Annotated in this window: 15 protein-coding genes; 3 read left to right on the top strand and 12 right to left on the bottom strand. The window is 50.2% G+C overall.

Going from position 1 to position 26,058, the window contains the following annotated elements:
* Nucleotides 1-92 precede the first annotated feature (92 nt).
* The 12 genes from ACO0LD_RS04435 to ACO0LD_RS04380 form a co-directional block, all read right to left on the bottom strand.
* Nucleotides 93-3,263 carry a TonB-dependent receptor gene (locus ACO0LD_RS04435; RefSeq protein WP_423004149.1) on the bottom strand — a complete coding sequence of 1,057 codons (3,171 nt, stop codon included), beginning with the start codon at nt 3,261-3,263 and terminating at the stop codon, nt 93-95.
* A gap of 405 nt (nt 3,264-3,668) precedes the next feature.
* Nucleotides 3,669-4,616, bottom strand: a complete 948-nt coding sequence (locus ACO0LD_RS04430) for a LysR substrate-binding domain-containing protein (protein ID WP_423004147.1) — start codon at nt 4,614-4,616, stop codon at nt 3,669-3,671.
* 23 nt (nt 4,617-4,639) lie between these two features.
* Complete coding sequence (locus ACO0LD_RS04425; protein ID WP_423004145.1) at nt 4,640-5,440, bottom strand: SDR family oxidoreductase; 801 nt, start codon at nt 5,438-5,440, stop codon at nt 4,640-4,642.
* Entirely contained in the window at nt 5,440-6,459 is a 1,020-nt protein-coding gene (gene araH / locus ACO0LD_RS04420) for an L-arabinose ABC transporter permease AraH (RefSeq protein ID WP_423004143.1), read from the bottom strand. The genes ACO0LD_RS04425 and araH overlap by 1 nt, the downstream gene beginning before the upstream one ends.
* 18 nt (nt 6,460-6,477) lie before the next feature.
* On the bottom strand, nt 6,478-7,995 hold the full coding sequence (gene araG / locus ACO0LD_RS04415; protein ID WP_423004141.1) for an L-arabinose ABC transporter ATP-binding protein AraG: 1,518 nt from the start codon (nt 7,993-7,995) through the stop codon (nt 6,478-6,480).
* A 13-nt stretch (nt 7,996-8,008) separates the two neighbouring features.
* Entirely contained in the window at nt 8,009-9,037 is a 1,029-nt protein-coding gene (locus ACO0LD_RS04410; protein ID WP_423005021.1) for an arabinose ABC transporter substrate-binding protein, read from the bottom strand.
* 2 nt (nt 9,038-9,039) lie between these two features.
* A complete protein-coding gene (locus ACO0LD_RS04405) occupies nt 9,040-10,029 on the bottom strand; it encodes an SMP-30/gluconolactonase/LRE family protein (protein ID WP_423004139.1) in 990 nt (329 codons plus the stop codon).
* Between the two features lie 218 nt (nt 10,030-10,247).
* Entirely contained in the window at nt 10,248-10,901 is a 654-nt protein-coding gene (locus ACO0LD_RS04400; RefSeq protein ID WP_423004137.1) for a 2-dehydro-3-deoxy-6-phosphogalactonate aldolase, read from the bottom strand.
* Between the two features lie 32 nt (nt 10,902-10,933).
* Complete coding sequence (locus tag ACO0LD_RS04395; RefSeq protein ID WP_423004135.1) at nt 10,934-11,935, bottom strand: 2-dehydro-3-deoxygalactonokinase; 1,002 nt, start codon at nt 11,933-11,935, stop codon at nt 10,934-10,936.
* 11 nt (nt 11,936-11,946) lie between these two features.
* Nucleotides 11,947-13,095: a galactonate dehydratase gene (gene dgoD, locus ACO0LD_RS04390; protein ID WP_423004133.1), complete on the bottom strand. Its 1,149-nt coding sequence runs from the start codon at nt 13,093-13,095 to the stop codon at nt 11,947-11,949.
* A 168-nt stretch (nt 13,096-13,263) separates the two neighbouring features.
* Nucleotides 13,264-14,904, bottom strand: coding sequence for an alpha-L-fucosidase (locus ACO0LD_RS04385; protein ID WP_423004131.1), 1,641 nt, complete (start codon nt 14,902-14,904; stop codon nt 13,264-13,266).
* Nucleotides 14,905-14,984: 80 nt separating this feature from the next.
* Entirely contained in the window at nt 14,985-16,679 is a 1,695-nt protein-coding gene (locus ACO0LD_RS04380) for a rhamnogalacturonidase (RefSeq protein ID WP_423004129.1), read from the bottom strand.
* A 480-nt stretch (nt 16,680-17,159) separates the two neighbouring features.
* On the opposite strand from ACO0LD_RS04380, the gene ACO0LD_RS04375 reads away from it, so the two are divergent.
* The 3 genes from ACO0LD_RS04375 (at nt 17,160) to ACO0LD_RS04365 (ending at nt 25,987) form a co-directional block, all read left to right on the top strand.
* Nucleotides 17,160-21,206, top strand: a complete 4,047-nt coding sequence (locus tag ACO0LD_RS04375) for a beta-galactosidase (protein ID WP_423004127.1) — start codon at nt 17,160-17,162, stop codon at nt 21,204-21,206.
* 22 nt (nt 21,207-21,228) lie between these two features.
* Nucleotides 21,229-23,130, top strand: a complete 1,902-nt coding sequence (locus ACO0LD_RS04370; RefSeq protein ID WP_423004125.1) for a rhamnogalacturonan lyase — start codon at nt 21,229-21,231, stop codon at nt 23,128-23,130.
* Nucleotides 23,131-23,203: 73 nt separating this feature from the next.
* Nucleotides 23,204-25,987: a Tat pathway signal sequence domain protein gene (locus ACO0LD_RS04365; RefSeq protein WP_423004123.1), complete on the top strand. Its 2,784-nt coding sequence runs from the start codon at nt 23,204-23,206 to the stop codon at nt 25,985-25,987.
* Nucleotides 25,988-26,058: the final 71 nt, after the last annotated feature.

Here is a 26,058-nt window from a genome sequence, read left to right as displayed (position 1 = left end):
ATAGTTTAAAAATTAGAGCATGCAATAAAAAACCAGCCATCTGCACTAGCATGGCTGGGTCAAGTACTGCGATTAACAAAAAGCCTTACTGATTAATTCTTGATCGATACACCGATGAAATAACGACGACCAGACCATGCCAATTCATTCGGACGTGACAGATCACCTGCATCCGTGATATTTGCCTGATCAGTCAGGTTCTTGCCTTCGAACGAGATGGTAATAAACGGGCTGTAGCGATACTGGAATTTCGCATCCAGGTAACCGGTTTTCTCGATAAAGTTAGGATTGCCAGATACATCATTGGTACCAGAGTAATAACGATCACGGTAGTGATAGGCAAGGCGCGCATTAAACTTGTCCTTGTCATACCACAAACCCAGGTTATAGGCGTTTTTTGACATGCCAGCATATGGCAAGATCGAATTATCCAGTGGATTCAAACGTTCCGTTCCTGGCGCATAGGTAAAGTTCATACGGGTATAGTTGGCATCAACACCAAAACCGCTGAGGAAACCAGGCAAGAAAGTCAACGCTGTTCTGCCAGCAAGTTCTATACCGCGCGTCACAGCACCAGGGTAATTGATAGGCATCTTGACGTCCCACAGGGTACCGTCTTTGAACAGGTCAACATTTTTCACGTTTGTCGATACACTATTACCGACAGTGATGTTTTTACGGAACAAAGCCAGGCTGAGCTGACTATCAGCATTTGGATAATATTCCAGGCTCAGATCTGTATTACTTGCCTGGAATGGTTTCAAGGCAGGATTACCAGCCGTGCAATCATCCGTGCCGTCGCCACCAAACTGTGCAGCACCACTATTCTTGGTACATGTCGCATTCGGGACTATATCTACAATCCTTGGGCGAGCCATGACCTTACCCCAGCCCACACGTACCAGGAATTGATTTGGTATCAACCATGCACCTGCATTAAAGCTTGGCAATACGTTCGAGTAAGTATTGTCTATGCTGACAATGGAATTCGACAGAACAAACGTGTTGAAAGTAGTTGAACCAGGCGTTTTTTCAACATTGATCTGTTGTTTGAATAAGCCTTGAGAAACATCGCGCGTTTGCGTATAACGGATACCGATATTACCGAAGATATCCTTGCCAAATAATTCCGTGTCAAAGTCCGCACGCAAATACGTGGATTTAACTTTTTCGTCGACAATGTAAGCAGGAATCTGTGGATACATTTTACCGTCGGTACCAGGTGCGTTATACAGGTAATCATGATTAAAGTGCGTCAGATCGAAATTTGAACCAACATTTGCAAATGATGGAGCAACCCAGTTAGCAGGTACATTGCTGATGCCACTATAACCTTTGAAGAAAGTACCAGGTGAAGTCGAGAATACAGATTGCGCCAGCGCAGCCATGGCAGAGCCGTTGAGTGACTTGGTCCAGGCATTCACATCTGTAAGATTTATCGGGCCCACTGTTGCACGCACCGTATTGGTGGTATTCAATGGGTCGTAGCTATAAGTCTGATTAATGTTTGCTGTCTGTACATACACGTCATCTGCAGTACTGTTCAAGTCATTGCCTGCACTTGCAGCGTAACCGCCACCATTGTATTGACTGGATTTTGCCTGCTGCGACTGCACGCCAAACCAGATGCGTGACAAGAAATCAGTCTTCAGCTTATATTTAAAATCAAGTTTGAGCTGGTCTTCTTTGTTGATCGTTTCTGAAGGACGATACTGCAATTGGGCAGAAACATAAGAGTTGGGATTCGAAGGGTTATAGCCAGACGGGAAAGTGAAACGTGGCAATCCGGAAGAATCAAGATTCACCTGTAATCCCGGAGCATTCTGCGTCAATATCAGGTTATTCGAATCACTGCTGTAAGTAGCTTTGGCAGATGAAGCCAAGCCTTCCACATCAAGGCTCTCGCCTTTATAGGTAAATCCGGCTGTCGTATATTTCGAATCAATTTTCAATGCAAAATCACGCAAAGATGTACTAAAGCCTGCCTGTCCGCCATTTGGCGAAGCTGCGCTACCGGGTACCAGGCAGTTACCCAATACATATTGAGTAACGATATGATTTTCCACAATCATGCCAGCTGGCGTCGTGGTTGTTGAAATCGGCGTGCATGAACCACCAGTAGGTACGGCAGTCGTTGCGGCATAGGTAGGTAAAGTACCTGTGCTGGACAAGCGTGTTACTGCACTGAAGTCTGTACCGTAGTTGTAATCCCTCAGTTTTTGATTCTGGATATTGGTCTGGTAACTTACCCAGGCATTCAGGCGGTCAGTAAATTTGTATTGCGCCGTCAGTTCAGCTGAAGTTCTTTCATGATCACGTTCCCAGATACCATAACGGGCAATCTGTGGTGAGTAGTCATTCCATTGTGAAACGCAACTCGCTTGCAGGGCAGCTGTAGCCACAGCTGCCGTCTGCGTTGCATTCGCCGGACTGTTCAAATTGGAACAATCAGCTTTGGAACCAACACCTGCCAATACCGGATCAATACTGGGCACTGTTTTTTGCGCCGAAAAATCCCAGTCACGGAAATAACGCCAAGAAGTATTTCGCGAAAAATCACCGCGCGTTAATACCTTGTCGTAAATGACGTTCGCCATCAGCCCAAGACGGTTATCAAAGAATTTATCTGTGATAAAAAGGTTGGCGCGTGGTTGTATCCCACCGCGTTGTGGTGCCTGTTCACCGGCGATACTGCCAACGATAGTCATCTTTTTGAAATCGAGTGGCTTGCGTGTCGTAATTTGTACCGACCCGCCAATACCGCCCTCGGTCATATTGGCTGTTACACCTTTGATGACGTCGATGGAAGAAATCAATTCTGCAGGTAACTCACGCAAGTCGGCACCACGACCAGCCGTGCCGGTAGTACTCAGTATCGATACGCCGTTGATTTCAATACGGTTCAAATCTGGTTCAACACCACGGATGGAGACACTGGTACCTTCGCCAAACGAGCGTTCCAGCTGCACACCAGTAACACGCGAAAGTGCTTCACCAACGTTTTTGTCCGGGAATTGCCCGATATCTTCAGCAACAATGGAATCAGCTACTGTATCTGCACGCAGTTTTCTGTCAATTGCCGAGGCAACTGATTTGCGTGTTCCAGAAACAACGACAACATGATCTGCCTGTTCTTTAGTTTCTGCCGGTTTTTTTGCGTCTTGTGCCATGCCTGAATTGGCAGCCAAAACGGACAATACAGCCAAGGCTGTACCTTTGAGTTTAGGATTGAAAAATTCTTTTTTGCTGCGATTGTTTAACACAATTGTCTCCTCCATTTATCGGCCATGTATGGCCTGTGTTATTAGCTGCATTTCGACTATCAGATTTGGTACGTCGTTAAATCCAGCTCATTCAATGAAAAAGATTTTAAGTGATGATGAATTCCAATTACGTTCATAAAAAAAAGAATCAAGAAAGTGATTGGTTTTTAAGCAGAAATTTGATCGTTTCAGACGAGAAGATGAAAAAATGATTAAAACTGATTGCAGATTCTGAACTCATTTTCATGCGATGCAACATGCAATATTGGAAATAAAAACAGATCAAAAAAAACAATACTGGAAATGGGCTGGAGTTTGTCATCGCCTTGAGAGCAAGGCCAGGTAAGGCATTCAACTTTCCTCATTTATAAATGCAGGAAACGAATAGTTGAAACACCTCTTTACTTACTTGCCAGCACCTTGCACTGCCAACTCACGCAAGATATCAAGCATGGCTTGTGCCCCTGGTGACAAACGATGTTGCTTTCTGGTGACAATACCATAGGCATCCATGCGCAATCCCAGATCAAATGGAAGCACGGTTAACAACTCGGAATCGAGATAGGTGCGAATTAAATCTTCTGGCAAAGCGGCCACCATATCACTGGCCATCAATAAACTGGTTATCACTGGCAGCGACAAAGTCTCTACCGTTTCTATCGGCTGATCAAGGCCATGAGATAAGAACAGCGAGGTCAGGCGATCTCGCAAAATACTGCCACTTGGTGGAAGTATCCAGGCTTCTTTAGCAAGATCATTCAGCGTCAGTTTTTTACGCTGGGCAAGCGCATGTTTGCTGCGTGCAATCAGGCTGTGTGGCTCATCAGTTAAGGGTTCAAAATTTAATTCTGCAGCAGATTCAGAATCAAGAATGCGTCCTATCACCATGTCCAGCTCACCTGCACGCAGGCGCTGTATCAGTATTTTGCTGGTGTCCACTTGTATGGCAACATGCAAGCGCGTATGGCGTGATTTAAGCAGGCTTACTGCTTGTGGAATAAGGTTCGTCGAAGGAGTCATGACTGAGCCTATGGAGACAAAGCCACTTAAGCCTGACAACAACTCCATGACTTCCTGATGGGCGGCATTCATTTCTGCCAGCGCCGCACCTGCCCTGCGTATCATGATCTCGCCATACCAGGTCGGTGATATCCCACGTGGCAAGCGCTCAAACAATTGCACACCCAGAGCATATTCCAGTTCGGTCAACAATTTGGATGCAGCAGGCTGAGTCAGATGCGCTGCCTCTGCCGCATGGAAAATGGAGCCATGACGTCCCAACTCAACCAATAACACCAGGTGGCGTGTTTTCAGATGAGTACGGACAAAACGATCAGGACTGGAATTGCTCATGGCGTCAACAGTAAAGACTAAGATCAATCATGATACAACTGTGAACGACCCCCATCAATCAAGATATCGGTAGCATTGATGAAACGTGCTTCGTCACTGGCGAGAAAAACAGCCGTATAAGCGACTTCGTCTGGCTCACCTATGCGACGGCAAGGCAATAAAGAGGCTTGTCGTTGTTGTTCTGCTATGGGATCGGGACAACTGGCAAACCAGGATTGTATGGCTTCGGTCAATATCAAACCAGGTGAAATGGAATTGACCCGTATCCCGCGCGCTGCGTACTCTATACCCAAGGACCGCGTCAAACCTATCAAAGCGTGCTTGGCTACCGGGTAAGGAAAGCATCCTGGTATGATTTTATGCCCATGCACGGAAGCGATATTGATGATGCTGCCAGCAGCCTGCTCAAGCATGAACGGCAAGACGGCGCGGGTAGTATTCCAGGCACCTTCCAGATCGACAGAAAAACAACGTTGCCATTCTTCATCTGTCATTTGCAAGGGATCTGAAAATACATTCATGCCTGCATTGTTGACCAGCACGTCCACTTTACCGAATCTGGCTATCGCCTGGTCCACCAAGGCTCGCATGGCACTGGCATCAGAGACATCTGCCTGAACAAAAAGACTATGCTCTGGCCCCAGTTCAGACGAGATACGCTCCGCAGCGGCATCATGATTATGACTATTCACTACAACGCGTGCGCCTTGCAGCACAAAAAGGCGTGCGATAGCTGCGCCTATGCCCAATGTAGAGCCAGTGATGATAGCGACTTTGCCATGCAATCTTCCAGGCACCTGAGTATTATTGACTGTTGAGGACATTATGATTTGCGCGCAGACCGGCTTTTTAACTGATCCAACAATACTGCAGCCAACAGAATGAAGCCGCGCATCAGGTATTGATAGAAAGCGTCTACATCCAGCAAGTTCATGACATTCTCTACCGTGCCCATAATCAGCACACCCACCAGTACCCCGGTTATTCTGGCTTTTCCACCTTGCAGGGATACGCCACCCAATACGCAGGCGGAGATGACATCAAGCTCAAAGCCCTGCGCCGAATTTGGCTGTCCACTGGTGATGCGGGATGCGAGTATCAGGCCGGCCAATGCAGTCACCAGCCCCTGCAACAGAAATATCCAGATACGCAAGCGTTCAACCCGGATCCCTGCAAGGCGTGCTGCATCTGGATTACCACCAATAGCCAAGGTATTTCTACCAAACACCGTGTGATTGAGCAGAATACCAAATATCAAAAAACAGGCCGCGACAACCAGCACCGGAAATGGTAAACCAAAAATACGACCATCACCAAAGCTGATGAAAGTCTCATTGGAAATACCCACGGCCTGGCCTTTCGAAACAATGAATGCCAGACCACGAACCATCAACATGGTCGCCAGCGTCGCAATCAGGGCATTCACCCGCAAATAGGCAATCAACACGCCATTGCCTGCGCCTATCAATGCACCAGCCAGCAAACCGCCACCAACCGCAAGTGTGATGCTGCCTGTACGCTCAAGGATGATCGCGCCCAGCACGCCAGTGAAGGCAATGGTCGATCCTATGGATAAATCAAAATCACGTGAAGCAAGACACATCATCATTGTGCAGGCGACCATGCCTATCTGCGCTACAGAGAGCATCAATCCAACAATATTGGTACTTGAGAAAAAATTTTCTACTGTGAAGGAAAGCACAATAAAAAGTAAGGTATATGCCAATGGCATACTCTGTTCATGCAGCCAGTGCTGTGTCGTTTTCATACTGTTGTTTTGTCTCTGTTTTATTTGCTGAACTACTGTTTCATCAACTGTCTGTGCAGGATTAAGGGAAGACATGAAAAATTCCTGTAAAAATTATGCTGCTTGCAAATCAGGCAGTGCCAATTGCAGAACTGCTGCTTCATTCGCCTGGCTACGCTCAAGTTCACCGCTGATCTGTCCTTCACGCATGACTACGATGCGATCACAAATCCCTAATACTTCAGGCAATTCACTCGACACCACAATCACACAGCAACCGCGCTCAGCGACTTCATGAATGATGCGATAGATTTCATTTTTTGCGCCCACATCGATGCCACGCGTTGGTTCGTCCAGTATCAGCACTTTCAAACCCGGCTCCGCCAGCCAGCGCGCAAGAATAACTTTTTGCTGATTGCCACCTGAAAGCAAGCGAATTTCTTGTTCGCGATTCGGCGTCTTTATTTTCAATCTTTGAATAAAGCGATCAGCCAATTCTGCTTCATGTTTATGTCTCAAAAAAAGACCTGCCAACAGGCCATGACGACGACAACTGATATTGATGTTTTCTGCGACAGATGCTTCTGCCAGAATACCTTGCTCTTTGCGGTCTTCAGGACACAATACTATGCCTGCCTCGATCGCGGCAGCTGGCCCATGATCAGGTACATTGACACCATCCAGCACCACACTGCAACCAGCGTCTTTCTTGTCTGCGCCATATAACAGACGCATCAACTCTGTACGGCCAGCGCCAACCAGGCCAAAGAAACCAAGCACTTCGCCACCGCGCACACTGAAATTTTGAGCAACCTTAAGCGTCTCGCCTCTCAACTGTCTTACCACCAGCCTTTCAGACTGGAGCTGGCGTGGCCGGTAATCGTAAATATCGCTGAGTTCACGTCCCACCATATCGTTGATGAGTACATCGCGTGGCACATCGGCCATCACAGGATGGGTGACGATTTTTTGACCATCGCGAAAAATCGTGCAGGTATCGCAGAGCGCGTATAACTCTTCCAGTCTGTGAGAAATATAGATGATGGTGCGACCCGCTGTGCGCAAATCGCGTATAAGACGGAACAGAATTTCGCTTTCGCGATAAGACAAACTGCTGGTAGGTTCATCGAAGGCAATGACCTGTGCATCCTGCAGCAAGGCCTTGCATATTTCTGCCATTTGCCTTTGTGCTATCGACAAATCGCAGAGCCGGGCATCCGGATCAAGATCCACACCCATTTGTTGCAGGCGTTGGCTTACCTGGCGCCGCGCTTCAACCCTGTTCACAAAACCCAGTTTTTGCGGCAAGCGCCCCAATAACAGATTTTCTGCTACCGTCAGTTCAGGAACATATTGCAATTCCTGATGAATGACGGCTATGCCCGCTGCGATGGCATCACCGGCAGACGAGAAATGACAAGCGCGTCCATTCAACAACAAGCGCCCGCCATCCGGTTTGTACTGACCACCCAGTATTTTCAATAGTGTCGATTTACCTGCGCCATTTTCACCAAGCAAACCATGCACTGTACCTGCATGGGCTTCAAAGCTGACGCCATTGAGTGCTTTCACACCCGGGAAATATTTACACACATCTTCAAACTGAAGAGATGGGGCCTGAGATGATGACATGAGCGACTGTATCCTAAAGTCCGAATTCTGCACGTACATCGCCCTGATTGCGACGTGTCATCAAGACACCGGTAGTCAGTGTCAATGGCGCAGGAGCCTTGTTTTCAGCTATCCATTTATACATGTTCACTGAAGTTTCATAACCATGACGCTTAGGGCTGATCAATACCGTGCCATAAAATCCAGTTGGGCTGGGCTTGGCAAATTCATTTAATGCAGTTTTGCTGCCGCCTATGCCTATCCCTATCACGGCATCACTACGCAAGCCTCTGCCCTCGGCTGCACGCACTGTGCCAAGAACAGCTTCATCATTCATGCCAAATACTAGCCATCGTTTAAATTTTGTTTGTTTGGTCAAAGCGATATTGGCAGCATTGAAGGCACTTTCCGTATCCGTTTTTGCCTGTGCTGCATCAACAATATTGGCAGCCGGAAAACCTGCAGCCTTTAGCGCATCCAGTGCACCCTGAGTACGTTCTCGAGCCGTAGGCAGTTGATCAAAGGCCATGCGCATGGCACCAACTTCGGCCATGTTCCAGCCACGTGATTTCATTTCTTCTATCAGCCCCTGACCAACCTGTTTGCCAATTTCATAGGCAGAAATACCCATGTGCGGGATAGATGCTATTGGCTTGCCACTGCCATCAACAAGCTGGTCATCGACCGACATCACTTTCAGGTTATTTCTTTTGGCGGCACGTTCAACCGCCATACCCAGTTTGACATCCGGCGCACAAATCACAAAGCCCTGGGCTTTTTGCGCAGCCAGATTGTCTATGGCAGCCATCATCTTTTCACCATTAGCCACACCTATTTTCACCAGGGAAAATCCTTTTTCCTTGGCCGCCTGCTCTGCATAGCGCCATTCATCCTGGAACCAGGGTTCTTCAGCCTGTTTCACCAGGAAACCTATTTTTACTGAATCGGCTGCCTGTGCTGCAGGTACTGCTGCAAGACTGAAACAGCCAGCAGCTAAGGTAAATAAGGTGAAACCAGTGGCACTCAAGAGCTGCGCACATACATTTCTTATTGCGTTTTTCATCATCATTGTCTCTTTATTGTTTTGGGGACTAAGGGCAATACTGAGCCAGCATCACTGTCATCAAATAAGGCATCGGCTACTGCCAGCGGCGCATCCATCTGCATCGCGAACAAGCTGCCAGCTGCTGGCATGCGTGATAATTCTTCGGTACTCATTTCCTGGCGTGCGCTGCTGACCATGAGATAGTCGCCATTGACGCCGCCAAATGCAGGACAGGTAGGGTTTTTGGCCGGCACTGATATTCGCTGCAGACAACGCCCATCAGGTGCGTACTGGGCGACACTGCCAGCGCCCCACTCTGCATTCCACAAGCATCCATTGCGATCAATGACAGAACCGTCCGGATAGGCTTTATCACTTTCCGGTATGGCGAACAAGCGTACATTACGCACGGTGGCAGTCTCAGCGTCATAGTCACATTGTTGTATGCGGCGGGTTAATGTGTCGGTAAAGTACATGGTCTTGCCATCAAGGCTGAAGCAAATACTGTTGGCAATCGCTACGGCAGGCAAAGCCAGCCGGCGCAAACCATAAGGTATGGAAAACTGGTAAAAACTGGCAATAGGACGTTTTTCTGGCGCTTCATTCATGGTGCCAAATACGAAATAACCGCGCCTGTCGGTACGCCCATCATTCACACGTGTGCGCGCTTCTGCCGGATCAACCGCAACCAGCGACTGCACCGCCAACTGGACTGCCGCAGTAGCACTTGTCGTCAACTGTGCAGATGAAGCAGACCCTGATGTATTTTTAGGCAAGCTGGCAAAACACAGGCGTTTTGCCAGACCAAGTAAAATACGACCAGAACGGCAATGCGCAAAAGAACCCAGGCGATCTGGCAATCTGTAAGTAACCACAGCTTGATCAGGCTTCCAGCTTTGCAAGCTTGCGGCCTCAATATCGGTCCACCACCAGCTTTCTGAACTACCATGCCAGCTCAGGCCCTCCCCCAAAGTGGCTGAATGTGCTACAGCCTGTTGCAGGCTGCTCATTTTATGGCCCGAGGATGCAATGTGAGAAAGTGGCATGACTTCCATAGCTATTCTGTAAATAAATTCTATATATTGCTACTAGGCACTTACATGCTGGGGATCTTTATACCAGCAAATTCTTTTCAGTACAGACAGTAAAATAACAATTTCAGCTATCCTGAACAAGTGTGAATTTGCGTTTTATGTATATGAATTTGGCATAGCTCTCAATTTAAGCCTCAGGAGAGATTTTTCTCCACGCCTTCCCTGATCGCCCTGACAAAACTGCGTGCCTGTGTTCTTACTGCTGCAGCATCCATGCCCGGTTTATACAGGGCAGACCCCAGACCAAATCCACTGACACCAGCCTTCAGGTAAGGCTGCATATTGTCAGGAGTAATCCCGCCCACAGGCAATAGACGCAAACTGGCTGGCAAGACTGCGCGCATGGCACGTACTATCGGTGGCGTGACCAGTTCAGCGGGGAAGAGCTTGACCGCATCTGCACCTGCGTACATGGCAGCAAATGCCTCCGTCAACGAACTGGCACCTGGCACGCAATAAAGGCCCTGGGTTTTAGCCTCCTTGATGACCTGGACATCGGCATGCGGCATGACGATCAATCGCCCGCCAGCATCACGCACCTGACGCACGGCATCCGTACTCAATACCGTACCAGCTCCCACCAGGGCATCTGCTGGCAGGCAACGGCTCAATATGCCTATGGATTCGAGCGCAGAGGGTGAATTCAACGGGACTTCTATGATACGAAAACCGGCTTCATATAAATCTATGGATAGTGCTTTCACTTCTTCGGGCTGTATGCCACGCAAGATGGCAATCAAGGGCAAATCAGCAAAGGCCTGATCGAATGTGGCGGGGATGGTTTTCATGAAATTCTTCCGGATAGCGTGGATGTCCACATTCAGGGTTGCAGCATGCCAGCCGTAACCGCCAGATGCCATAAACCCGCTGGTGCGGTATTGGCCAGCACTGCATCTGGTTTGACACCCAGGCGTGAAAAAGCCAGGACATAACGTGCGCAAAGAGAGGCATCGCCTATTACTATCAGTGGTGCATGTGCCAGGCCACGTTCTGAGCGCCAATGCAAACCGACCAATAATTCGTTGGCGATCAACAAGCCAGACAGATAGTCAGCCAGTCCACCAGGCGACATGTCACCCATCAAACCCAGCGTGCGCACACTGAACAATTGATGACTCAAACCCTGGCCCATCATCTTGCGGGCAGCATCCAGGCCAGCAATGAAGCTGGCATCATCAATTCCACCATGCTCCAAAGGCATCAGTCGGCCAAGGACTGAATGCTGCTTGAGCACGGCAAACAATTCACCTGTCATATGCGTGGCAAAAGCATGCACCTTTCCGTCTACGATACTGGCCCATTTCGAATGCGTACCCGGCATGACTATGCATGACTGGCTAGCCCAGTCTGGCTGCCCTTGCAGTGCACCGACAATCTGGGTTTCTTCGCCACGCATGACGTCAGGTGCATCGCCGCGATATAACAAACCCGGCACAATACCCAGGCGTGAAGGCACAGAGCGCAAATCTCCTGCATCCATAGATAGGATATTGATAGCAATATCCCGTGCGTCCGCCGGACTTTGCACATACGACACCTCTTGCCAGCCATGCTTGCTGCCGACCATGCCACAAGCCAGCAAAGGAGCATCAGGCCAACTCATCAGCCAGTCACCCGCCAGTTCCTGCAGTACCTGCACATAAGCCGCTTGCCCGCCCTGCATGACAGAGATACCAGAAGCCGCTTCCCGGCTATCGATAAGCTGCCCATTCTGTCCGATCAAGAAAATCCGCAAGCCTGTACTACCCCAGTCAATACCGATCAGGCTGACATTTTCTTTCGCGTCCAAAGGCAGAACTGCCTTGCCTTGCGCGGTATTCATTTGTACCATTCTTACCATTCCGCAACACTGCCATCAGGATGGCGCCATAGCGGATTGCGCCAGTCAGGGGCACGCAGGCTGGCTTCTTTTACGCGTTCTTCATCAATTTCCACGCCCAAGCCAGGCTTCGGCAAGGCCGCAATATAGCCATCGGTAATGCGCAAATCTTCACGATTGATGACGTAGTCAAGCAGCTCTGCATCCTTGTTGTAATGGATGCCCATGCTCTGCTCTTGCAAGACTGCGTTATGGGCTACAAAGTCAAGTTGCAAACATGCCGCAAGCGCAATCGGCCCCAAGGGGCAATGTGGTGCCAGGGCAATGTCATAGGCTTCTGCCATGGCGGCAATTTTATGGCATTCAGAAATTCCACCCGCGTGTGACAGATCAGGCTGGACGATGGCGATGCCGCCCTCCTGAAACACCCGTTTGAATTCAAAGCGTGAATACATGCGTTCGCCTGCGGCCAGCGGTATTGAGGTACTTTCTGCCAGGCGTGGATAATATTCCGCCTGCTCCGCCAGCACTGGCTCTTCCACAAACAAGGGACGATATGGTTCCAGAGCACGCAACAAGACCTTGGCCATGGGTGCTGCAACACGGCCATGAAAATCAATACCGAATTCAATCTGATTACCAAAGGCACCGCGAATTTCAGCAATACGCCCCACCGCTGCATCAACTGCCGCCGCGCTGTCGATGATGCCAAATTCTTCCGTACCGTTCATCTTGAAGGTATCAAAGCCCGCTTCACGCAACCGGTGTATATCAGCAATCACGTCAGCAGGTCTATCACCGCCGACCCAACTATAGGTCTTCATGCGGTCACGCACCAGGCCACCCAGCAATTGATATACCGGCACGCCAAGAGCTTTGCCCTTGATATCCCACAAAGCCTGATCAATACCGGCCATGGCGCTCATGAGAATGGCACCACCGCGATAAAAACTGCCGCGATACATGACTTGCCAGAGGTCGTTGATGCGGGCCGGGTCTTGCCCTATCAGATAGTGAGCAAATTCCTGCACAGCTGTTTCTACAGTACGTGCCCGTCCTTCAATGACTGGCTCGCCCCAACCAACGATGCCCTCATCGGTTTCTATTTTGAGTAACATCCACCTTGGCGGGACACGGTAAGTAGTCAGTTTTGTTATTTTCATGACGCAATGGCTAAGCAAATGAAGTCATGAGTGTAGATGGGCACTCATGATAAGAAATATGAATTAACTACCCCAAAGTATATGAATTTGGCATAGCTTCTGACATGAGCAGATGAGGAAAACCTGTGCCAGCACGTTGATTACCAGGCCGGATTGCCAGCACGTTGATTACCAGGCCGGATTGCCAGAGCGTGTTGTGCTGGACGGATTCATCTTCAAGCCAGTGATTTTCAGTGTGTAAGCAGATGAGGTTGGCAGTTTTTGCGGCAATTGCAGCTTCAAACCGGCCTGGTCATGCACGAATGTCAGGTTTTCTGCAGCACCCAGCAAATTGACTTGCGTGATTTTTCCTGGTGCTTTCGCGGGAGCCAATGGCGCAATCAACAACTCTGCTCCCGGTTTTGCACCAATGACGATGGCATACAGGCTATCTGCTTTTACGGTAAATCGAATATGTGGGCCTGCTTCATTACGGCCACCACCTATACCAAAACTGCTCCAGCTATGCGTGCCGTAAATCGCCTCACCATTCACCTCCAGCCATTGACCAATGGCTAGCAAGGTCTCTTGCTGTTCTTGTGGAATAGTGCCATCTGCCTTGGGTGAAATATTCAACAGTAAAGTACCATTTTTACTGACGGTGTCGGCCAGTTTGGCAATAATGCTGGCCGGAGTGGCGATCTTCATGCCATCGGTATAGCCCCAGGTGCTGCCTATGGGCTCATCCACCTGCCAGGCACCGGGGCGAATGCCGGAAGGCGATCTTTCACCGATTTTCTCAAAATCAATGATGGAGCCTATGGTCTCGGTATTTTGATTGCTTGGCGAATAGGCTGCTTTCTTGGTGCTCAGTGAGACTTCCCTGCCCCACTGACTGGCACGATTGTAATAATAAGCGGCAATCTGCAATTTGAGCGGATCAAGATAGCGTTGGTCAACACCATTGTCAAACCACAGCATGTCTGGCTGATATTTATCTATCAGCTCCACATTGCGCAAATACCAGTCAACCAAAAACTTCTTGCACGCCTCGTCACTGCGGTCAGCAACATGATAAAAATCAGCCCATTCAGGATCATACAGATCAGCTTTTTTTGCTTTCAACCTGGCGGCCAGATCAGCAGGAGGATTGATGAACTGGAAATTCTCTATGCCATGGTTGGAAACCCCGAACTTCAAGCCCTGCGCACGCACCGACTTGGCTAATTCACCGATCAGGTCACGGCCCGGGCCCATCTGCCTGGCATTGAAATGCGTGACAGCGCTATCCCACATCGCAAAATTATCATGGTGCTGTGCACTAGGCACAACAAACCTGGCACCCGATTTTTTGAGCAAGCTTGCCCACGCATCAGGATCGAATTTCTCCTGTTTGAACATGGGAATAAAATCCTTGTAGCCGAATTTTTCCTGTTCACCAAAATGACTGGCATGCCATTGCCTGTCAGCGCCATACATATGCTTTTCGTACCACTCATTGTGATGCGCAGGAACAGAATACAGGCCCCAGTGCATGAAAATACCAAACTTGGCTTCATTGAACCAGGCAGGGACCTGGTAATTTTTCTTCAATGAATCCCAGTTTGCCTGAAATGGCCCGCGCACATTGCTGACTGGCAGTGCGGCAACGGCAGCTTCTACCACTTCCAGCCGGGTTTCTGGTGCCATGTCATAGCCTGGCGAATTTCCACCTGATGCATATTGGTCAACGGCTCTCGCTGACACAATTGATGCCGACACTGTCGCAGCAATAAATGATGAAATCAGCAAAAGCCTGCGTTGATGACGAGAGACACGAGATGTTGACATGGTAGGTATATAAATTGAGAAAATATAGACAGCCTGCCGCAGTAATGCGCGGCCAGTAACGCACAACCAGTGATGTACAACTACAGAATCTCGCGCTCTACCTTTTTACGCTGGATATCTGCCATGCCACTACAATCTTTGACAGAGAAGTCCTTCACGTCCTGCAGGTTAAAACCTGACGTGCCAGATTGCTGAGGGAAATTCACCTGACCAAAATAAGCACGACTCACATCATGCAAAACAAAGGCTGGCCTGCTGTCTGGCTGCGCATATTTAATATCGACATGATGCAACTCCAGGTTATTGACATGACGGGCAAACAATGCGTGTGCAGGACTTAGACCAAACATGCTGGGTTCGGGATAACTACCTGCATTTTCTGGCGGATTGGCAGTTGCTTTGCCAAGGTCACCACCACCCTGATGCAAGACATGCAGGTTACTGATACGCACGTCTTCTATAGGATAACCAGGCACGCCGCTGATGATGGATGCATAGCGTGAATCAGCGCCCGACACTGTGACATTGCTGATATTGATGCGTCGTATGGCACCCGTTGTTGCACCATCAGGGGCTCGCAAGCGACTGCCAAGGCGAATGAATATCGGTGGATTGGTCAAATCACGCATGGTCAGATTGTTGACACTGATATCCTCTATGATGGCACCGTCCACACTTTCTATGGCCAGCCCACGGCAACGTTCAAAAACGCAATTTGAAATTGCAATATTCCGGAAACCACCGTTTGATTCTGTACCCAGTTTGATGCGCCCAGCCACGCCTTCTTTATCGGGCGCAAATTCCTGCTTGCGCTGGAAACTGCCATCAAGAAAAGTACCCAGGTCAAAACCGGATACCTGGCAATTAGTGATGCTGATATTTTCGGTAAAACGTTTATAACCCAGTGCGTATGAACTTTTCAGGCATATCGCGTCATCATTGGGAGAATTGATACTGCAATTTGAGATATGCACATTGCGGCAACAATCTATGTCAAAACCATCTCGGTCGGTATCCACCTTCAAATTATCTATCGTCATATTGTCGGCAGCTGTTGCCAGCAAGGCGAAGTGGCCACCGTTGAAAATACTGATATCACGCAAGATAATGTTTTTACAGTTTTTAAGGGCAATCGCTTTATTGCCCTTCCCCACCATATCAGCACCATAAGCCTTGCCATTACCACGCTCACCATGCGGATCGCTATTACCAAGACTGAGTGGCATATCACCTGGCTTGGCGGTGCGGCGTGGCCCTGGGCCAGCATGAGTTAAACCGGCACCATAGATGAGTCCGCTACCCAAAATAGCGATGTGTTCAAGATTTTCGCCCCAGATCAGGCTATTGTGCCAATGGCTATGCCCAAAATCCTGATAGGCATCCCATTCGTTTGGTTCTGCCTCATCGTAACTACCACCGTGTTTTGCAGGGTCTGCAGCAATCAGGGTGGCACCAGCATCCAGATACAGAGTGACATGGCTTTGCAGGCGAATCGAAAAACTCAGGTATTTACCAGCCGGGAAGTATACTGTTCCACCTCCCGCTGCCGCAGCAGCTTTAATCGCGCGGTTAATAGCATCAGTATCAAGCTTCTTGCCATTGCCGCTGGCACCGAAACCCCTGACATTAAAATTACCCAGCTGATTGGTGTTGGCAGTAGCTTTCCCTTGCGCCATCACTGGCAGCGCATACATGGGCAACGTAGCAACTAAGGCTCCTGTGCCAAACATGCGCAAAAGACCACGTCGTAATGGCGATGATGTCTGTTTATTCAATCTTCTTGTCTCCAACTGATCTTTTTAATGGATTTGACACGGCATTTTTCTTTTTATCCATGCAAAATATCAATCGAGATTACCATTAAAAAACGAGGGGACATCTGGTCAAAATGTTCAACTTGATGATTAATGGTGAGCAAGTCCCTGAGCAATTCGCATGAAAAGCATCAATTATCCTGACCTGATCTGGTGGATAAGATATTGCGCACACTGAATTGCTTGAATAAAGCGAAAGTAATCTGCTATTGCTCATCAGCGTGATTACATCACTTCTTGCTGTTGACATGCTTTACCGCCAAATTGATACTCGAAATAATAAGCTGCAGTCTTAAATTAATGTAGCCATAAAAAACAGAGACATCTCACACCAAGTCCAAGAAAATCAAGTTCCCAGGCCAGATGGACATGGCTCATCGCCCGGTGTGGGCATTCATCTACTCATTACCAATTCTTTGTTTGACTATGGTCAGAAGGAAAATGATGAATTCAGTAGTACGCTCAGTAGTACGATTACGATTAACTATGCTGGCATTGACGTGCAGCGTAAGCTTGGTACATGCGCAGGCACAAAATACAGTGCAGCCTCAAAATCCGCCACAAAGTTCCCCCGTCACCGGTGATGCCCTGATGGACAGTTTCGGGCTGACCAGTACCAACAAGGTTCAGACCAACAGTACGGTTGCGCCACCGAATGCCAACCCAAAAGTGATTCCGCTCAAGGGTGACACCAGCTTCCTGATGTCGGCCTTTCCTTCTACATCACAAAACAAGCTCAGCCTGTTCACTTCTTACGACGGCACCAGCTTTGCACCACTTGCCTCAGAAGCGTATACACCACCACAGGGCCTGCTGCGTGATCCATCGATTTTGCATGCAGATGATGGCTATTATTATGTGATTTACACGACCGGCTGGACTGGCGATACCTTTGGTGTCGCCAAAAGCCGCGACCTGCGCCACTGGCAGCACGTGCGTGACGTACGTCTGCAATTGCCAGACGCGAATGCCAAAGTCAGCAATGTCTGGGCACCAGAATGGTTTACCGACAGTGATGGCACTGTCCACATCGTCGTCTCAGTATCAACTCAGGGAACCAAGGGCCCCTTTGGAGCCTATGTACTGCATGCGCTGGACAAGACGTATGCCAATTTCTCACAAGCCCAGGCCATGGCAGGCCTGCAAAATAATTATATTGATACCTTCCCCGTCAAGGACGGGTCACGCTATGTGGTTTTCACTAAAAATGAAACCAGCAAATACATAGAGATGGCGACTGCCCCTGCCCTTACTGGCCCTTGGAAAGTGGAAAAAACTGGCGACTGGGCAGGCTGGGGCAAGCCCTCGGAAGGTCAGGCCCTGGTCAAGCTGAAAAATGGCGGCTGGCGCATTTACTTTGACGACTATACGACCAAGCATTACTGGTATTCTGACAGCAAGGACAATTTCAAAACCTGGACAACCAAGCAGGAACTGGGTGGTGTGTCGGGTGCGGTACGTCACTTCACTGTCATCAGTGAACCTACCAAAGTCCTGGAACAGGCCACTGCCGCAAAATCGCCAGCGAAAAAGATCACCTGGGATAAACACTCGCTGATGATAGACGGCAAAAGGGAAATGATCTGGGCAGGTGAATTTCACCCTTTCAGGTTACCCAATCCCTCACTGTGGCGTGATGTCATACAAAAAATGAAAGCCACCGGACTCAACACTGTGGCGATTTACTTTGACTGGGGTTATCACTCGTCACGCCCGAATCAATATGATTTTTCCAGCATACGCAATGTAGAACTGGCGATAGAAATGGCAGAACAGGAAGGCATGTATGTCATTGCCCGCCCCGGCCCGTATGTGAATGCGGAGCTGACACTGGGCGGCTTCCCCGGTTATCTGTCCAGGCAAAAGGCAATTGCCCGTACCGATGCAGCTGAATATATGCAGTCTGCTGACGAATGGCTGACCCAGATTGATGCGATTATCGCGCGCCACCAAATCACCACAGGTGGCGGCACCGTGATTGCCTATCAGCTGGAAAACGAATTATCAAATACCTCGGATACGCATAAGCGCTACATGCAGCATCTGGCAGACAAAGCCAGGGCCGATGGCATCAGCGTGCCACTGTTCCACAATTCTGCAGGTCGCCTGCCTAACTGGACGCCACCCAATTCCAGCGCGCCCTATGCAGTGCCTGGCCCCACCGATTTGTACAGTTTTGACGGTTATCCGGGTGGTGGCTGTACCAATACCAAGGAAATTGGTAAACCGAATGTCGTGCCCAACTGGGGCATGTACGGCGAAATTCCTGCCTATACCGGAACCGGGCCAGTCAAGATTGGTGCCCTCGCCTCGCCGAATACACCAGGTTTTGCGGCAGAAATGGGCGGCGGCTGGTTTGATTTCTGGGGTAGCGTCGGCACCTATGATTGCACCGCGCAACGCACAGGATCGAATTATGTACGCACCTTCTATGGTGCAAATCTGATCAATGGCATTTCCATCCATTCTATCTACATGATGTATGGCGGCACATCCTGGGGCTGGTTGCCAGCGCAGGTGGTGTATACGTCCTACGATTATGGCGCAGCAATCGACGAAGGCCGTGGCTTGCGCGAAAAAGCCCTGACACTGAAGCAGATGGGACACTTTGTGGATGCCGCCAAATCTGTGCTGAGCGCCATGGATAAAGGTGAAGCAATCACCGCCTCCAATCCTGCGGTCAGGCTGTATCACAATATCAGCCCCGTCAATAAGGCACACCTGATTTTCGCCATTCATACCAAGACCGATTCAACCACAGAAGAATTGTTCAGCTTCAAGCTCAGCACACGCGATGGCAGCTACCAGATCCCACAGGCAGGTACTTTGCGCATCAAGGACCAGAACGTCAAACTGCTGTTGTCTGACTATGCAATGGAGCGTCAGCATCTGGTCTACACCACATCCGATACCCAGACCCACCTGCAACAAAGTGAGCGCGATATCGCCTTGCTGTATGGCCGCAAGGGCGAGGATGGCGAAACCGTACTGCGTTATCAATCAGCGCCAAAGGTCGAAGTACTGGAAGGTGCAGCCAATGCAGTATTTGATCAGCAAACGGGCGATCTGCGATTAAATTATGTACACAAGGATTTGATACGTGTGCGCATCAGTGGTGGTGGCAAAGCAGATTTACTGCTCTTGCTGGCGGATGACGAAACTGGCCGCAACTTCTGGCGTCAGGAAACCGCACACGGCCCTGTCCTTGAGCGTTCGCCAGCACTGGTGCGTCAGGCCAGCGTGCAAGGCAGCACTTTGCACCTGAGTGGAGATACTCACGAAAGTAGTAAGCTGGAGATATGGGCACCAAAAGCCGTCACGCACATCACCTGGAATACAGTCGCCATCGCCAGCAACAAGAATGTTGATGGCAGTTTGTCGACTGAGCCCCTGACTGGTCCTGCTGACATTGTTTTGCCAAAACTGATGCAACAGACATGGATGCGCCGCATGGATTCGCCAGAGGCAGCCAAAGTCTTCGACGACAGCAAATGGCGCAAGACTGACCTGACTACAACTGCGGCTACCGTGAAGACCACACCTCCTGCTGGTCAACCCATACTCAGCATGAGTGATTATGGCTTTCACCATGGCGATGTCTGGTACCGTGGCAATTTCAAGGTCCAGGCTGGTAAACCACTGCCTGAACAATTGAAAATAAGCTATGGCGGCGGTGGTGCAGGTTTCATGCAACTTTGGCTGGATGGTGTCTACATCGGCGAAAATGAAATGCCGACAGGGAAACCCAAGCCAGACAACTGGGGCACGGCCAGCTTCAAACTGCCCGCCGAAGCATTGCATGCAGACGAACATGTACTGTCGGTCATGGTCAGAAATAATTCCCACAACTGGGACCTGGCAGCGGATGACGAACATAAAGTCGCACGTGGCTTGATCAGTGCGTCGCTGACGCATGACATCAAAGAGAAATTTGCTACACCTATCAACTGGAAAATCCAGGGCAATAAAGGTGGTGAAGAAATTGCTGACCTGGTACGTGGCCCCATGAATAACGGCGGCCTCTATGGTGAACGTGCAGGCTGGTATTTGCCGGTTGGTGCGAAGCCTGATGCCGAGAAAAATAATAGCGGCTGGGAGAAAACCAGTCCCGACGCCGCGCCACCAGCGGCAGGTACTTACTGGTTGCGTACCAATTTCACCCTGGATATGCCGGCAGGCCATGATGTACAACTGGGTCTGGCCATAGGTGATACCAGTCAGCCACGCTCTGACCGCAGAAATCGCGTCCTGATTTTTGTCAATGGCTGGAATATAGGGAATTTCATTTCTCATATAGGTCCACAACGTCTTTTCATTTTGCCACCGGGCATATTGAATCCGAATGGTGAAAATACGCTTACATTGGCCGTCAGTACTGATGGCAAAGCTGCGAATGCGCTGGAGCCGCTGGAATTGGTCAAGATACGCGCAGCCCGTGGCGGTGCGCCGCTGGAGCTGGTGCCAAGCCCTTCCAACCTGCAACGCTAATGACAAACGGAAATCTGCAAATATGAAAATCAATCATGTATTGACCAGTGTCTTGGTATTCGCCAGCCTGGCTGGTGTTTGCAGCAGTCAGGTGCAGGCCGAAGCGACCACTGCCGCTGTTAAAGCAAAAGCCATAAGCCTTGCCAGCGCGTCGCCGCGTGGCAAGCAGATGGAAAAACTGGATCGCGGTGTCGTCGCCATCAATACCGGTAAAAGCAATTTCATCAGTTGGCGTCTGCTGGGAACCGATCCTGACAATATCAGTTTCAATATTTATCGTGGGTCAGAGAAATTAAATCGCGTGCCCCAAAAACTCACCAATTTCACCGACGATGCAGGTACATCAGCTAGCAGCTACACCATACGCCCGGTCATTGACGGTGCTGAATTGCTGGCAGATGCGCCCAAAAGCACATGGAGCAATTTGTATAAAACCATACCCGTACAAAAACCGGCCGACGGCATTACCCCTGATGGATCAAGTTACAGCTATGCACTGAATGATGGTTCTGCAGCCGATCTTGACGGTGATGGCGAGTATGAGCTCATCGTCAAATGGCAGCCTACTAACGCCAAGGATAATTCCCAGGCTGGCTACACCGGCAATACCTATGTGGATGCCTACAAGCTCGATGGCAAATTGTTGTGGCGCATCGATCTGGGCAAGAACATCCGTGCGGGTGCGCATTACACCACCTTCCTCGCGTACGACTTCGATGGTGATGGCAAAGCAGAAGTCATGATGAAAACTGCAGATGGCACCATAGATGGCAAGGGCAAAGTCATCGGCAATGCCGCTGCTGACTATCGCAATAACAAGGGATACATTTTATCCGGCCCTGAATACCTGACTGTCTTCAATGGCATGACCGGTGCCGCCATGGCCAGCACCAACTATATCCCTGCACGCGGTGATGTTGCTGCCTGGGGTGATGCTTATGGGAACCGGGTAGACCGTTTTCTCGGAACGGTAGCGTTTCTGGATGGAGAACGTCCAAGCGCTGTCTTTTCGCGTGGCTACTACACCCGTGCAGTGATTGCGGCCTGGGACTGGCGCGACGGCAAACTCACTAGCCGCTGGACATTTGACAGCGATATAGAAGGTGGCCCGGTCAATCACCAGGGTGCACACTGGATGTCGGTGGCCGATGTAGACGGCGATGGCAAGGACGACCTCATCTATGGTGCTGCCACTGTAGGCAGTAACGGCAAAATGCTGTACAGCACGGGTCTGTGCCATGGTGATGCCCTGCATGTAGGCAAACTTGATCCCAATCGCCCGGGACAGCAAATTTACATGGTACATGAAACGCCAAGCTGCTATGGCGCACACGGACTGGAAATGCATGATGCCGCTACCGGAAAGATACTCTGGAGTGTAGATGGCAAAGGCGCCGATGTCGGTCGTGGCGTCTGCATGGACATAGATCCGGCTTACCCTGGTGAAGAATGCTGGGGATCAGTCGGTGGTTTGATGAGTGCTGGCGGCGTCGAAATTTCACCCCAGCATCCGCGTCGCGTCAACTTCGCTGTCTGGTGGGATGGCGATCTGTTGCGTGAATCGCTGGATGGCACCCTGATAGAAAAATGGAATCCAAAAGCCTTCGCCTTCGAACGTTTGCTCAATGGTGCAACTTATAATGCCGCATCCAACAATGGCACCAAATCTACACCTGTGCTGTCGGCGGACTTGTTTGGCGACTGGCGCGAGGAAGTCGTCTGGCGCAATAGTGACGACACCGCCCTGCTGGTATTCAGCACCACCATACCAACACCACATCGCATCACCAGCCTGATGCACAATCCGCAATACAGGATGCAGGTGGCAGGGCAAAATGCCGGTTACAACCAGCCCCCTCACCCCAGCTTTTACCTGGGTGATGGCATGACTGTGACCAAGCCTGAGGCCATTTACACACCTTGATACACCCTTACTCTTTCATCGTCAGTGATCAAGAACAAGTACAGCTATTTTCAGATATGCAAAGTAATGAATAATGTTTAAATTAACGCGTCGCAGCTTCATCAAAACAACTGCAGCTAGTGCACTTGCCAGTCAAATACCATCCCTGCAAGCGCAAAATCTGTCTGCTGGTGATGTGGGGAATGCAGGTACCGCAGGTGCCACAGTAAAAGCAGACGAGTTCATACGCCTGAACTGGCTGGAAGCCAAAACTCCGCAAGTATTGACAGGCACAACAGTAGGCGTGCCCTGGCCACGCGGCAAGATCACCAAAAGCCAGCAATTTCAATTGATTAATCAGGATGGCAAAGACCTGCCTACCCAAAGCTGGCCTTTGGCATACTGGCCCGATGGTACGTTGAAGTGGACCGCACATGCCGTAGCCGCCGGCGTCAGCCTTGGTTCCGAATTGCAGATCAAGCCTGTAGCAAAAACCGTCCTGCCATCTGAAAACATCGTCAGTGTCAGGCAAAGCAAAGACGGGTATCTGATAGATACCGGCGTGATGGTGTGCGATGTTGCCACTCATGGAGCACAGTTTATCCGCAGCGTACAGCGTGATGGCAAAGACGTCATGCGCAACGGCCACCTGGTAGTCATCACCGATGACCAACCGGACGGCGAAAGCGGCACTACCCGCCAGCACAATTACATCAGCAATATCAGCCAGGTCAGTCTTGAGCAACAAGGCCCGGTACGTGCAGTGCTGAAGGTGGAAGGCATGCACAAGGATGCCAAGCGGGCCTGGCTGCCTTTCGTGCTCAGACTGTATTTCTACGCTGGCGCAGATACCATACGCGTCATGCACAGCTTTGTTTATGACGGCGATGAGCAGCGCGATTTCTTGCGTGGCATAGGCTTGCGCTTCGATGTCGCCATGCGTGATGCGCTATATGACAGGCATGTGCGCTTTGCCGGTGAAAATGCCGGCTTGTGGGCTGAAGGTGTGCGCAATATGACCGGCCTGCGCCGTGACCCAGGCCCCGCAGTACGCAATGCCCAACTGGCTGGGCTCGCCTGCCCGCCACTGGCACAGTTTCCTGAAGTGATACAGCGCCTGATCCATCTGGTACCGGCATGGGGTGATTACACCCTGTCACAACAATCGGCAGATGGTTTCAAGATACGCAAACGTACCAAGTCCGGTTATGGCTGGGTGGAAGCAGCCTGGGGACACAGATCGCCCGGCACCGGTTATATAGGCGGCGTCAGTGGCGGCGTTGCTTTTGGCTTGCGCGATTTCTGGCAGCGCCATCCTACCCAACTGGATATCCGGCAGGCGCATACAGACACCGCCCAGGTCACCGTCTGGATGTGGTCCCCGGATGCCCCGGCCATGGACCTGCGCTTTTATCATGATGGCATGGGTATGGAAACCCATGATCAGGAACGCGAAGGCCTGGAGATCACCTACGAAGATTATGAAAAAGGATTTGGCAGCCCCATGGGTGTGGCCCGCAGCAGCGAAATCACCTTATGGGTATGTGGCGCCACCCCTTCGAGGGAAAAGCTGGTGCAGTTTGCTGATGCCATACAGACACCTCCTCAACTGGTAGCGAAGCCCAGTCATTTCCTGGCGACTGGCGTGTTCGGCGGACTGTGGAGCTTGCCAGATCGCTCGCATACGGTAAAAGCGGCGCTTGAAGATCAGCTCGATTTTCGCTTCAATTTTTACAAGGAACAGGTTGAACAGCGCCACTGGTATGGATTCTGGGATTATGGCGACATCCGCCATACTTATGATCTGGACCGGCATGAATGGCGTTATGACGTCGGCGGTTTTGCCTGGGATAATTCCGAACTCTCGCCTGATCTATGGCTTTGGTACTCTTTCCTGCGCACCGGACGGGCTGACATCTTCCGTTTTGCCGAAGCCATGGTCAGGCATACCAGCGAAGTCGATACCCATCACCTGGGGCAGTTTGCTGGTCTGGGTTCGCGCCATAATGTACAGCACTGGGGCTGTAGCGCAAAACAGCTGCGCATCAGCGCTGCCATCTATCGCCGCTTTTATTATTACCTGACAGCAGATGAACGCATAGGCGACATCATGCATTCACTGATAGATGCCGACAAAAAACTGGAAAGCACGGATCCTGCGCGCAAGCTCAAACCCAAAGAAGATATAAGCAAGATCAAGGCACATGCCGGTTTTGGCACAGACTGGGGTTCACTCGCCGGTAACTGGCTGACCGAATGGGAACGCAGCGGTGACATCAAGTACCGTGACAAGATATTGACTGGCATGCGAGATATCGCCGGCATGCCCCACGGCTTTTTCAATGGCAACAGTTTTGCTTATGATGCCGATACCAGCCACCTGATCAATGTCTTTGGCAACCGGGCATCGGCCAGCCATTTGAATGCGGTCTTTGGTGCAGTAGAGATTTTTGCAGAACTGGTGACCCTGACTGACGAACCCAGGTTTGTGCAGGCATGGCTACAGTATTGTGAACTCTTCAATGCTGGTAAACAGGAGCAGATCAATGCACTGGGCATGCCGCACGGTGCGGGCAATGCCTTGCGTAACGGCCACTCCAGACTCACTGCCTACGTTGCCTGGAAAAACAAAAACCCTGCATTGGCACAACGCGCCTGGCACGAGTTTTTTGGCAACCGTGGCGTACCCGGCCCATTGCTGAAAACCACACGCGTACAGGGCGTCAACAGCCTGAATCCGGTCGATGAAGTGCCCTGGATCAGTACCAACGACACTGCACAGTGGGGCTTGGCTGCGATACAAAACCTGGCACTGATCGGCGAGTATATTCCTTCGATAGCGGACCTGAAAAAAATGGATGCTACCGACGCTGAATAAACGGATGAAACAAGGGAGTCTGCTGACAACAAACTGATACAAAGCAAGTTGAACCACGCAAGCATTTTTAC

The organism is Undibacterium sp. Ji83W (assembly GCF_049340385.1).
Taxonomy (GTDB): Bacteria; Pseudomonadota; Gammaproteobacteria; order Burkholderiales; family Burkholderiaceae_D; genus Undibacterium.
The sequence above is the reverse complement of the archived record's forward strand: the minus strand, read 5'-3'. Positions and strand labels throughout refer to the sequence as shown.